Source organism: Pseudopedobacter beijingensis (genome assembly GCF_042678145.1).
Classification (GTDB): Bacteria; Bacteroidota; Bacteroidia; order Sphingobacteriales; family Sphingobacteriaceae; genus Pseudopedobacter; species Pseudopedobacter beijingensis.
Map to the genome: position 1 here is coordinate 1 of NZ_JBHUDG010000019.1, position 12,519 is coordinate 12,519.

Annotated in this window: 9 protein-coding genes; 3 read left to right on the plus strand and 6 right to left on the minus strand. The window is 34.2% G+C overall.

The window, feature by feature from the left end; all coding sequences use genetic code 11:
• Positions 1–850: 850 nt before the first annotated feature.
• A complete protein-coding gene (locus ACFSAH_RS12240) occupies positions 851–2,137 on the minus strand; it encodes an LTA synthase family protein (RefSeq protein ID WP_379663032.1) in 1,287 nt (428 codons plus the stop codon).
• Positions 2,138–2,162: 25 nt separating this feature from the next.
• On the opposite strand from ACFSAH_RS12240, the gene ACFSAH_RS12245 reads away from it, so the two are divergent.
• On the plus strand, positions 2,163–2,555 hold the full coding sequence (locus ACFSAH_RS12245; protein WP_379663033.1) for a hypothetical protein: 393 nt from the start codon (positions 2,163–2,165) through the stop codon (positions 2,553–2,555).
• A gap of 195 nt (positions 2,556–2,750) precedes the next feature.
• On the opposite strand, the gene ACFSAH_RS12250 is transcribed toward ACFSAH_RS12245, so the two are convergent.
• The 3 genes from ACFSAH_RS12250 to ACFSAH_RS12260 are packed head-to-tail and all read right to left on the minus strand — an operon-like array spanning position 2,751 to position 7,681.
• Positions 2,751–4,832, minus strand: coding sequence for a ComEC/Rec2 family competence protein (locus ACFSAH_RS12250; protein WP_379663034.1), 2,082 nt, complete (start codon positions 4,830–4,832; stop codon positions 2,751–2,753).
• 10 nt (positions 4,833–4,842) lie between these two features.
• Positions 4,843–6,888: a ComEA family DNA-binding protein gene (locus tag ACFSAH_RS12255; protein WP_379663035.1), complete on the minus strand. Its 2,046-nt coding sequence runs from the start codon at positions 6,886–6,888 to the stop codon at positions 4,843–4,845.
• Positions 6,878–7,681: a hypothetical protein gene (locus ACFSAH_RS12260; protein ID WP_379663036.1), complete on the minus strand. Its 804-nt coding sequence runs from the start codon at positions 7,679–7,681 to the stop codon at positions 6,878–6,880. Before ACFSAH_RS12260 ends, ACFSAH_RS12255 begins: the two co-directional genes overlap by 11 nt.
• A gap of 214 nt (positions 7,682–7,895) precedes the next feature.
• Between ACFSAH_RS12260 and ACFSAH_RS12265 the strand changes: the two genes are divergently transcribed.
• Entirely contained in the window at positions 7,896–8,711 is an 816-nt protein-coding gene (locus tag ACFSAH_RS12265) for an alpha/beta hydrolase (RefSeq protein ID WP_379663037.1), read from the plus strand.
• 81 nt (positions 8,712–8,792) lie between these two features.
• Here ACFSAH_RS12265 and ACFSAH_RS12270 read toward each other — a convergent pair whose 3' ends face one another.
• Complete coding sequence (locus ACFSAH_RS12270; protein ID WP_379663038.1) at positions 8,793–9,677, minus strand: bifunctional 5,10-methylenetetrahydrofolate dehydrogenase/5,10-methenyltetrahydrofolate cyclohydrolase; 885 nt, start codon at positions 9,675–9,677, stop codon at positions 8,793–8,795.
• Between the two features lie 90 nt (positions 9,678–9,767).
• The gene (gene lepA / locus ACFSAH_RS12275; protein WP_379663039.1) at positions 9,768–11,555 is read right to left on the minus strand and encodes a translation elongation factor 4; all 1,788 of its coding nucleotides are present in this window, start codon (positions 11,553–11,555) and stop codon (positions 9,768–9,770) included.
• Positions 11,556–11,624: 69 nt separating this feature from the next.
• On the opposite strand from lepA, the gene ACFSAH_RS12280 reads away from it, so the two are divergent.
• Positions 11,625–12,509: a fructosamine kinase family protein gene (locus ACFSAH_RS12280; protein WP_379663040.1), complete on the plus strand. Its 885-nt coding sequence runs from the start codon at positions 11,625–11,627 to the stop codon at positions 12,507–12,509.
• Positions 12,510–12,519: the final 10 nt, after the last annotated feature.

A 12,519-nucleotide genomic window follows, 5' to 3' on the forward strand; every position in this document is an offset into this window, starting at 1 on the left:
GCGGTAACACGTGGGAGAGTAGGTCGGTGCCGAACCTTAAAGAGGGCCGGAAGCTTCATGCTTACCGGCCCTTATTTGTTTGAAAAAGATTTGAAAGCTATTGCATTGTGATCCCCTGAAATTTGAAAGAATCATACCACGAACTCCTTAAGGATCGCATGGTTTGAGAATGTATCATACGAAGGATAAAGGGCTCTCTTATGGGCCTGTCCTGTCTGCGGACTCATTAAGGGATTCAAGGTTGTCGGAATTAACATCTACTCATTTTCCATTTTTCTGCTATTGGTATTTCTTTAGTTTTTAGTAACAATTAAGGGATTCAAGGGAGCCGGAGGTGAAAACCAAAACCCCAGAGAGAGCTAATGTATGGTTCTCCCTTCCTTCCGACCATGGAGGATGAGGCAATAAAGGTCAAACTAAATAGACGGAGACTGAGCGAAGCAGTCAATGATATGGATTAAGTTAATAATTTCGTCAATCTGAAGAGATCTCAAGCTCCCTCTAAGTTTTTATTTTGATATATTGAAAGGCTCTGCAGAAGAGGTTGTACTTTTATTAATAAATCGTTTAAGATTGATCTATAGTTTGTGCAAATTGTGTTTGGATAGTATTAAAAGTTTTAATACCCGGTCTTTTTTTCCTATTATACCATTAGGCTAATTTTGTGAATTCTACATTATATTCATTATTAGCATAGAACACATTTGGACGTTTTTGAATTAAGTTAAATACGGTTTTAATTCAGGATATTTATCAAATAATATATCCGCTTTTGGCTTTGCCTCCAATTATACAATAAGTACCTACTCCAAATAATGCATGTCTCTGATGAAAGAGTGGCTTTTCGTCTTTATTGATATTGATTATCTAAGTAGTTTTGATAAACACTTTGCATCAGGGCTTTTCCGTTATTTAAATAATATTTATACTGGTTTTGCTGAATGTTTTTGGGATTGGTATAAATTGTCTTATTAGCTTCTCTGTCGAACGATAGACTTCCCTGATGGTCTATAAACCCAAAACCATCTTGCCAAACGTAAAATGAAAAACTTTTAGCATAAGGATTCATTAGATTTTTACTGTATTTGAATTGTTTACTGCTTAGGTTGAGTTGTGCTAACAGTGTAGCAGCTATATCTGTTTGATTACCTATTGTATTGATTTTTTTTCCTCTGAATTCTTTTTTTAATGGTTCGCCATATATTAGAAGTGGAATATGGTATCTGTTTGGATTATAAATTTCGTTTTCATTTTTAGGTAATCTATGCCCATGATCGGCAACAAAAATAAAAATAGTGTTTTTATACCAACTTTCTTTTTTTGCTTTGTTTAGATATTCAAACAGATGTTTTGAGGTATAGTAGCTTGTACTTCTGAATTTGTCTTCTACTGTTTTATTTCCAAATTGACCTTTCTGAGGTAAAGCGAATGGCTCGTGATTGGTTAATGTTAGTAAGGTTGAAAAAAACGGTTGTTTTTCTTTGTTTAAATAATTCAAGTGTCTGTTGAAGGTGACTTCATCATAGGCTCCCCATTTAGATGTTAAATCTTTACGTTCATATAAATCTGCATCTTCTAAATGTTGAAATTGATGACTTAATATATATGATTTAAAATTAGAAAATTCGCTATATCCACCATAAAAGAACGAAGTGTTGTATGTTGCTTTTCTTAATTCGGTTGGTATGGATGGAAGTTTTTCTTGCTTTTCATTTTCCTTGATAATACTTTTTGATCCTTGTGAAGGAAAAGCACTAAGTATAGAAATTATTCCTTTATCTGTTCTATCACTTGAGGAATAGATATTGGTAAATAATAGGCCGTCTTCAATGATTTTAGAAAAGTGTGGTGTGACATTTACTTCTCCTTCCAGTTCTGCTACTACATCTGCTGTAAAGCTTTCTATTATGAATAAAACAACATTGGGATTATTGTTGTCAATAATTTTTATGGTCGTATCTTTTTTTACGCTATAGAGCGAGTCTACAATGGTATTGGCTTCTTCTTTGGAGAAGTAAATGAAAGGATTTTTATCGTCTGAGTTTTTCAGGTAAGTGGATATAAGCAACCAATTTGCATTTAAGGAGGAATGATTTAGAATAGGGGTATTGCTGAAATACACCTGACTTGGATTCATTGGTGCTATTTTCCAGCCTCCTCTTATGGAAAGAAAGGTAAGAGTCAATATAATTAATGATACTATTAATCTTGAAGAAAAGTATCCTTTGTTAGTGAAAATGATAGACTTAGGGATACAAATTTTATATAGAAAATATGCTGTGACCAGCAATATAATTGCAAAAACAGATATTTTAAACAAAGGTGAGGAGCTACTTGATGCAAGTGCTTCTTTTGGAGTTTCTAATGTTATATCTATTACTTTTTTGCTGATTTTGGTTCCCCATTCTGTATATATATTAAAGTCTATTATGGTAACTAATACCGTTATGACTATTAGTATTGTGGTGTATATGTTAAGGGCTTTTTTGGGAAAATTTACTTTTGGAACTAACCAACAAACTATGCCTGTAAGAAATGGAATAACGCAAAAATAGCCATTCATAGAAGCATCCATGTGCATTCCATGTAAAAAAGTTTTTGCAATTTCGCTAAGGTCTATATCATTGAATTTATCTTTGTTCCATAGTTCAAAAGCAATCCTGTTAACTGCAAAAAAAACTAACCAGAAAATAAAATACTGTATAAAAAACTTAAGACTTTTTAGCATACGCAAATGTAGTGAAATGTCTTTAAAAAGAGGTTTTATCTGGGTAGGACTTCAATTCTAATGCATTATTTCTTTTCAGATTATAATACTGAAGATGAGTTTGTTTTATCTGGTTCTGTAATTTATTTACAATATAGTCTTTGTTTCTGCCGTCGATAATTATCAAATCTGTATAACTTTTTTTTAGCGCTTTATTTAAATCATATACTTTATTTCCACTTAACAATATCCAGTTGGAGGAATCGGTATGGAAGTGATTGGATTTATGATTGATAATTTTTAGTTTTTGTTTATCCAATATATAAGTGTTTTCATTTTCGTAAGTGTGCGGATTTATTTTAATAACCTTTTGTATGTTACAGCTATCCAGATAAGGCTTTACAGAAAACTTAAAGGTAAGTTCGGTAGAGTCCAGATCTGTAATCAGTAGCGCTGATTTACCTTTAATATGTGCTATTGCGGTATTTTTTCTAAGTGAGAAGAATATGGTATGTTGCTGCTTAACAAACGCTATTTGTCGATAACTGAATGAAAGCGTTAAAAGTATTGAAAGGAATGTGAACAGGTACATACCTATAATTTTTGATTTCCATTTGGGAATTAAACTGAGTAATAAAAGGTATAGCAATAGAGCTTCGTAAGATGTTACCCATATTTTTTCTATGACGGAAAAAGGCATTTTTTCTATAAAAATGAGACCTTTATTACTCCAGTCTATGAAATGATTTAATAGCCAACCAATACCTGTTTGTAATTGAGGCAATGCCCCTGTAAAAAGAAATAAAAAACCGAGATACATGATTACTGATGAGGGAAGGGCCATAAAAAGATTACTTACAACAAAGTAAACTGGAAATTGATGGAAATAAAGAAGGCTTAGTGGAGTGGTGGTTATTTGGGCTGCAATAGAAACTGCAGCGCATTGCCATACTAAGTCTAAAAATCTGTTTTTGAAGTAGAGGAGGTGATACAGTTTTGGATAATAATATATTAAACCAAGAACAGCAAGAAATGAAAGTTGGAAACCAATATTTCTAATATTAAACGGATCTATCATAAGGATAAACAAAGCCGTTGCTGCTATAATATTATAGGTGTTAGTTTTTACGGCTATAAACCTGGCAATTAATACAAAGCTTAACATTACCGCGGCTCTTAGAATGGATGGATCAAGCCCTGTTAATAGGCTATAAAACCATATTAATATTAACATGGATATTAATCTGACAGCTCTTCCTAATTTGTTTTTTTCTAACGGTTTGAACAAAAAATTAAGTAAGAGAACAACGATGGCTACATGCATTCCTGAAACGGAAAGAATATGTAAGGTTCCTGTTTTTTGATAAGCGGTCAATATTTCTTCATCGAGCTCACTTCTATCTCCCAGTATCAGTGTGGAAGCTACGGATTGGGAGTTTTTGTTTTCGAGATGTTTTTTAAATTGATGTACTAACTTTTCTCTGAAATTTAAAGAAAATGCAATTATGGGATTTCCTTTGTTGGTGTTTAAGGAGATAATCTCATCGGTATTGATAAAGCTCTGATGATAAATTCTTTTGAAACTGAGGTGCTTTTTGTAATTAAATTCGGCAGGATTGTAAGGAGCTTCTGTTTCGGAAAATTTAGCTCTGATTAATAGCTGGTCTCCATACTTAATATTAAGTTTTTTTAGTGTATCAAATTTTACTGCCAGTAATAAATTACCCTTTGCCGGTAATTGCAGATTATTAGTGTCTATAATATGTTTGATACGTACGGGAAATCTGGCTATATCTCCTTTTGTTCTGGGATTGTCCTGTACAGTTACGGTAAGGTATTTAGGGGCTTTTTTTGAAAAATGAGTGTTATAATTTATTTCCTGATGTTTTAAACATATGGTTAAGCCTGATATGAAAAATAAAATACTAATGAGTATACCCGGAATCCAGTTATGGTGATAGCGCTTTTTCTGTTTGCTAATTATGATAAACAGAATTAAGAGTATTAATGAAATTGACCAGGATAGATAGGCAGGGTAAATAGGTAATTGGTAGCGAATGGCCGTTTCTATTCCTGCTATAAAGAAAAATACCTGTCTGAAAAATGGAATTTCCTGTTTAACCATGTTTTATTATCTAAAAAAGGTATCTTAACTGGAGCCTGATATCTGATTTTCTGTTACCTGCAATTTCATCTAAACCACTTCCTATAAGTTCTGTATCCCGGTATCTGGTTAGGCTGTATTTCATCCATAAATCTATTTTCTTATTCACTTTATATCTTGTATTCAGATAAAACCTGATTCCTTTGTTTTGAAATCCAGGAATTGAATAGCCAAAAAGCACATCATTTTCATAAGTGTAAATTCTTGTATCGTAGCCATCTGTATCAAAAATAACATAGCGTATATTGCCTGATAAGCGGGCTCTTTTTTTTGAATAGGTGATATCCTGAAAAGCTAAAAATCCGAATCTATTAGCCGTAGATGAGGTTTTATATTGTGAAACTTCAGCTCGGTTTTTTAGCGTCATTTCTGGTCTTATCTGGTATTGTATTTCTAATCTATAATTCTGTCTGCGATAATATTCCAGTGCATTGGTTGTGATGTCTAATATGTTTTGCTCTTTTTCTTTGAGACGATATTTTAACTGCATTTTTAGCTGCTTAGATGGGGTGTAGTTAAACTGTCCCTGAATATCGTAACCTTTGGAGGGGGCATCTACACCAAACTTTAACCATGGAAATTTAAATGCATCGGCATAAAAGCTAAACTCATAATGTTTATTCACCTGATAATTAAAACCGGAGTATAGTCCTTTTTCATTTTCTGTTCGGGTATTTTCTCCTATAGCCTGACTGAAAAAATTATGAAAATCTTTATTATAATTTCTGTGTAAAACAATAAGAGAGAGTTTATTACTCAAACTGGAAAGTACACCGTTGAGAAAGGCAAATCCACCAGGAATACTGCTTGAAGCTTCTCCAAAAAAATAAAAATTTTTATAGGTCTTACTATAGTTAATGCCACTATTAATTAAGCTGGAACCAGTAAAGGAAAAGCGCTTATATAATAAATCCGACTGAGAAAAGTTGCTGTTAAAACCAGTATGGTAAAACGTAAAACCAATATTAGCCCATTTATGGTCTAGTTCTATATGAGAACCTGTAACGGTTTGTCTGATTGCATTTTTATTTTGAAGTTCGTTTGGTGTACGGTGTAACCCTGTATATTGTAAATTATTGACGAGAAGATTTCCTTCGTTATCTATATCTGTAGAAGCATCTACAAATTTTGTAGAGAAAAACGGGGTTATTCTTAGTTTTTTAATGGTCGTTTGTGCAGCAATCCCTCTGAAAAACGAATATTCTGTAAAAGAGGTGTAGGGGCGTAGTCCTAAGTCTTGTTTGACCGTGGAAATGATGTCTGTTCCCTTTCCAAAAGCCAAGCCACTCCATAAAGTTATTCCCTGACCAAATTGCAACGAATAATCTCCGATGACTAGTTTTTCTATTGATGATAAGTTTCGAAGGTATAGACTGGCTGATATAAAATCAGGACCATTATTTTGACCTGATGTGTTCCAGAAATATTCACCTGCATCTTTTTCAAGATTTAGAGAAAATTGGATGTTATTTTGAAAGTAAAATCGGTAGCGAGTATACATTTTGTCTGGCGATCCTAAATAGCGGCTTTTATCACTGTCTTTAGGAATAGTAAAGCCACGTTGTAATTCGATGCCCCGTCCGTATCTTAACATCAGATCGCTTTTCCCGTTTTTAAACATACTACGAACAGAAAAATTTTCAAATTCGTTTTTTGGTTTTATTATACAGAAAAGGGATAATAATTTTGCTGTTTCAAGATTAAATCCCTCTATGCTTTGTAGTTCATAAATTTCTAATATACTTCCTGTATCTTTTATGTGGTTTAGCAATTGATCTATTTGTATAGGAGAGAGAAAATAAAGTTCCCTTAGTTGTTCTCTATTGGTTTTATTAATATTTATAGGGAATTTTTTGTAATAATTGAGTCGTTCTGATAACTCCTCGAGATCTATTTCTTCTTCTCTGCTTTCTGTAATATCTTCTAAGATCTTTTCGATTAATAAATCAGGATCCTGTGCTTTGATACCGAATGGTAAGAATAGAATTATGATAAAGGGTAGATGTCTAAAACTCATAGGCTAAGGCTATTTGCGGTGAGTAACTGAGTACCGGATGACTAGAAATAGCTAAATCTATCACTAACTTTTTATGGGAAATACCTATTCCTGCGTATTGTCTGAAAGTATTAAATGATAGCCCTCCTCTAAGCGACAGAATTTCTAGTAATTTGTAATCTAATCCCATTCTGTAATCAAGTGCGTTATCTGTGTATTTATCTATTTGAGAGCATGCTGTTAATTTTTCGTTTAAGAGAATAGAAGCTCCAAACTTGATATATGCATCTATTGTTTGATCGTGAATGGTTTTAAATGATTCTTGTGATATATTACCCAAGCTAGCAGCAAGCCATATTTTTTTATTAATGGCATACATTATTCCACAATCTGCCGAAAAAGTTTTTTCGTTGTTATACCCAGTAATATTTATTTGATGATAATTGAGGCGTATTCCGTAGCTGAGAGTATGTCCAAACGATTTACTTAGGCTTATTCCTGTTTTGATTTGAGAAAAGTCAGGGATGCCATATTTTTGAAAAGAACCACCTATAACAATTTTATTGAAGGGCAAGGCTAGTATGAGCGAACTGGCACTAAATTCTTTGGTTAAGAATTTGTTTTCGTAACCTGCAGCTACAATGGTTTTAGTCAGAAAACTTAAGCCAGCAGGATTGTTATTGGCTGCCCATACGTTGTTTATAGCTACAGATGCATTGGCTATAGCTGTAAAAGGGGCTCCCTCAATAAATTGAGCATGCGCAGGTAAAAATACTAACCATGTCGCACAAAAGGAGATGAACGACTTTTTCATTATTGGTAATAAATAAAAGCAAAATGATTGCTTGGTTTAATATTTGGTTGTTGTTGTTAACTATAAATATAGTTAAATTTTGATATTTAAAACAAAAAATTGTTTTTATTAATAATAAATTTCATTTTATAAATTTTTATTGTGTTTTAATACCAAAATATTTGACTATTTCTGCTTAGGAATAGTTTGTTGTTATTTTTCTATATTTATGATTATGAGATTAATTTTATTGACTATTCTAATCGGTTTTAACCTGAGTGTATCCGGGCAAAATACTGTATACGAAACACTAACCGATGTTAAGTATTATCCAGAGCAGTTTTATACCGATTCTATTAAAAGAAGCAGATGTGTAGTAGATGTATATTATCCGAAAAATGGAAAAGGATTTGCTACTATTATTTGGTTACATGGGGGAGGAATTACTGGTGGTAAAAAGGAAATTCCTGAATATTTAAAAAACAAAGGTTTTGGCGTTATTGCTGTTGGCTACAGATTAAGTCCAACAGTGAAAGTATCTGAAGCTATAGAAGATTCTGCAGCTGCTATTGCGTGGATATTGAAAAATATAAGCCAATATGGAGGGGACAGGGGAAAGGTTTTTGTATCAGGGCATTCTGCCGGAGGTTATCTTGGTTTAATGGCTGTTTTAGATAAGAAATACTTAGCTAAGCATCAGATTGATGCGAATGAAGTAGCAGAACTGATTCCTTTTAGTGGACAGTGCATTACTCATTTTACTGTGAGAAAGGAGCAGGGTATAAAGGAAACGCAACCCGTTATAGATAATTTGTCTCCGCTATTTCATGTTAGAAAGGATGCCCCACCAATTTTATTGATTACCGGAGACAGAGAAATGGAAATGTTGGGACGTTATGAAGAGAATGCTTATTTTTCTCGTATGATGAAAATAGTTGGTCATGAACAAACCCGTTTGTTGGAGTTACAGGGCTACGGGCATAATATGGCTTATCCTGCTTTTCCGCTATTGGTAAAAGAGATTAAGGAAAGGCTTAATGTTAAGAAATAGGTAGTTGTAAAAAAAAATAAGTCTTCTAAATTTGCGCAAACACAAATTTAGAAGACTTATTTTTTATACTGAAAAGGGGATTTATTTTGAATAGACCTCTCCTTTGGCAGCCGCTAAGGTGTTTTTTAATAAAGAAACGATAGTCATTAATCCAACGCCTCCAGGAACAGGGGTAATATAAGAAGCTTTTGGAGCTACATTCTCGAAATCAACATCTCCAAATAATTTATATCCCGATTTTGTAGTCTCAGAAATTTCACGGTTCATACCTACATCAATAACTACCGCACCTTCTTTAACCATATCTGCGGTAATAAAATTTTTCTTGCCAATAGCAGCAATCAAAATATCCGCATTTTTGGTGAAGTCAGACAAATTAGCAGTTCTGCTATGAGTTAATGTTACGGTACAGTTTCCTGGATTGGAATTTCTGGCCATTAAAATACTCATCGGGCTACCTACAATATTACTTCTGCCTACTACAACACAATTTTTTCCTGCTGTTTCAATACCGTAGTATTCTAACATCAGCATAATTCCGTAAGGTGTTGCAGGTAAAAAACAAGGTAAGTTACGTTGCATTCTGCCTAAATTAATAGGGTGGAAACCGTCTACATCTTTACGATAATCAATAGCTTCGGTAATAACATCCGGATTGATATGTTTAGGAAGAGGTAGTTGAACAATAAATCCGTCAACTTCGGCATCTTTGTTTAGTTCTTCAATTTTATTTAATAATTCAGTTTCAGTAACCGTTACGTCGTATCTTACCAAAGATGATTTGAAACCTACTTTCTCACAGTTTCTCATTTTACTGGCAACATAGGTTTCGCTACCACCATCGTTACCCACTAAAATAGCTACTAAATGTGGTTTTCTTCCTGTTTTCTCCAGCATTTCTGCTGCATCTACAGCTATTTGTTTTTTAAGCTCTTCTGAAACTAATTTTCCGTCTAGTAATTCCATGTATTTTTGAGTGCTAAGTTTTAGGTTTTAAGTTTTAAGCAGGTATTTTGCGACCTTATAACTTAATACTTATTACTTAAAACTAAGTAATTAATCCAATTTTAATACTGCCATAAACGCCGATTGAGGAATTTCTACGTTACCTACCTGACGCATACGCTTTTTACCTTTTTTCTGCTTTTCTAATAACTTACGCTTACGGGATATATCACCACCGTAACATTTAGCAGTTACGTCTTTTCTTAAAGCTCTAACGTTTTCACGGGCTATAATTTTAGCACCTATAGAGGCCTGAATAGCAATATCGAACTGTTGTCTAGGAATCAATTCACGCAGTTTTTCACAGATTTTTTTACCAAAATCGTAAGCATTACTTCTGTGAATTAAAGATGAAAGGGCATCTACTTGCTCACCATTTAACATGATGTCCATTTTAACCAGGTCAGACTGTCTATAACCAATCTGGTGATAGTCAAAAGAAGCATATCCTTTAGAAATTGTTTTTAATTTATCATAAAAATCAAATACAATTTCGCCCATAGGCATTTCGAAAACCAACTCTACACGATCAGAAGTCAGGTAATGTTGATTCACAATGGTTCCTCTTTTTTGGATACAAAGTGACATTACAGGACCAACATAATCAGACTTAGTGATGATATTGGCTTTGATATAGGGTTCTTCTACGAAATCTAATTTAGAGGGATCAGGTAGCTCAGAAGGGTTATTTACTACAATTTCATCTCCTTTAGTTGTGTAGGCTCTGTAAGATACGTTAGGTACCGTAGTAATTACGGTCATATCAAACTCTCTCTCTAAGCGTTCCTGGATAATTTCCATGTGTAGCATTCCTAAGAAACCACAACGGAAACCAAAACCCAGGGCGGCAGAAGATTCTGGTTCAAATACGATAGAAGCATCATTTAACTGCAGTTTGTGCATAGCTTCTCTCAATTCTTCGAAATCTTCGGTATCAACCGGATAAATACCGGCGAATACCATTGGTTTTACTTCTTCAAAACCTTGAATAGCCTCGGAACAAGGTCTGGCAGTATGTGTAATGGTATCCCCAACTTTTACCTCTCTGGCTTCTTTAATACCAGAAATGATATAACCTACGTCGCCAGTTTTTACCACATCCCTTGGCGAAGGTTGTAGTTTTAAAACACCAACTTCATCCGCATAGTATTCTTTGGCTGTAGCTACGAATTTTACTTTGTCGTTTTTTCTGATTTCTCCGTTTACCACTTTGAAATAGGCGATAATCCCCCTAAATGGGTTGAAAACAGAGTCGAAGATTAAAGCTTGTAAAGGAGCTTGTGGATCACCAACTGGAGCGGCAACGCGTTCGATGATTGCGCCAAGGATATCATAAACACCCATTCCGGTTTTTCCGGAAGCAGGAATAATTTCCTCTCTTTCACAACCAATCAGTTCAATAATCTGGTCTTTCACTTCTTCTGGCATAGCACCTGGAAGATCCATTTTATTCAGAATTGGGATGATGGTTAAATCGTGCTCCAATGCCAGGTATAAATTGGAGATGGTTTGCGCCTGGATCCCTTGTGAGGCATCTACAATTAGTAGAGCTCCTTCACAGGCAGCAATAGACCTTGAAACCTCGTAAGAAAAATCTACGTGTCCGGGTGTATCAATAAGGTTAAGAATATAATCTTCCCCATTGTGTTTATAGCTCATTTGTATGGCATGACTTTTTATCGTGATGCCACGTTCGCGTTCCAGGTCCATATTATCTAATAGCTGGTCCTGAGCTTCGCGCTGGGTAATGGTGTTAGTATATTCCAATAAACGATCGGCAAGTGTACTCTTACCGTGATCGATGTGTGCAATAATGCAGAAGTTACGTATATGCTTCATGTGATTTGCAAAGATAGATTTTTTAAGTATAAAAATAATTGCGATTTTACAAGAGTATTTAAAAAAATAATGTGGACGGCTAGCTTCAGAGATAGTATTGAACAATTAATAAGAGTGTCTGTTGGTAATGGGTTTAAAATCAGATATTTTGAACCTGTTAGTGGAGGCGATATTAATTTAGCTTTTAAGATTATTGGTGAAAATAATGCTACCTATTTTATTAAGGTTAATGATGCTAACCAATTCCCTGATTTGTTTGAAAAGGAGGCACTGGGCTTAAACCTCATCAATTCTACAAAAATTATTAAAGTCCCTCAGGTTATTGCGTACGGAAGAGAAGGAGATCAGGTGTTTCTTATTTTGGAATGGATTGATATCGACTTTTTTACTCCGGCTAGTATGTTTGATTTAGGGATAAAGTTGGCTAAAATGCACCTGACCAGAAATACGGAATACGGTCTTTTTACCTCTAACTATATGGGAAGCTTGTTGCAGGACAATGCAACAGATACAGATTGGCTTTCCTTTTTTATAGAAAAACGTTTAGAACCTCAGATTGAGTTGGCAAGTCGTCAACAGTTTTTAACCAATCAGGATAGGTCTGATTTTCAGAAGGTCTATCCATTTATAGAAAGTATTTATGAAGCTGATAAACCTTCTTTATTGCATGGAGATTTGTGGAGTGGTAATGCTGTTGTGGATAAATTACAACAACCTATTTTAATTGATCCGGCGGTTTATTTTGGAAACAGAGAGATTGATATTGCCATGACCAGACTATTTGGTGGTTTTAGCCAGACATTTTATAATGGTTACCAAGAAACCTTACCACTTAAAAGAGGATGGGAGGAACGATGCGATATATGGAACCTTTATCCTTTGCTTATACATCTCAATTTGTTTGGTACAAGCTACCTCAGCCAGATCAGGAGTGTGTTTAAAAAGTATTTGTAGGTATTGTAAA

Coding starts and splice junctions, on each gene's coding strand:
- ACFSAH_RS12240 (WP_379663032.1), bottom strand. CDS start 2,137: ATGAATCCAAGTCAGGTGTATTTCAGCAATACCCCTATTCTAAATCAT.
- ACFSAH_RS12245 (WP_379663033.1), top strand. CDS start 2,163: ATGGAAAGAAAGGTAAGAGTCAATATAATTAATGATACTATTAATCTT.
- ACFSAH_RS12250 (WP_379663034.1), bottom strand. CDS start 4,832: ATGGTTAAACAGGAAATTCCATTTTTCAGACAGGTATTTTTCTTTATA.
- ACFSAH_RS12255 (WP_379663035.1), bottom strand. CDS start 6,888: ATGAGTTTTAGACATCTACCCTTTATCATAATTCTATTCTTACCATTC.
- ACFSAH_RS12260 (WP_379663036.1), bottom strand. CDS start 7,681: ATGAAAAAGTCGTTCATCTCCTTTTGTGCGACATGGTTAGTATTTTTA.
- ACFSAH_RS12265 (WP_379663037.1), top strand. CDS start 7,896: ATGAGATTAATTTTATTGACTATTCTAATCGGTTTTAACCTGAGTGTA.
- ACFSAH_RS12270 (WP_379663038.1), bottom strand. CDS start 9,677: ATGGAATTACTAGACGGAAAATTAGTTTCAGAAGAGCTTAAAAAACAA.
- lepA (WP_379663039.1), bottom strand. CDS start 11,555: ATGAAGCATATACGTAACTTCTGCATTATTGCACACATCGATCACGGT.
- ACFSAH_RS12280 (WP_379663040.1), top strand. CDS start 11,625: ATGTGGACGGCTAGCTTCAGAGATAGTATTGAACAATTAATAAGAGTG.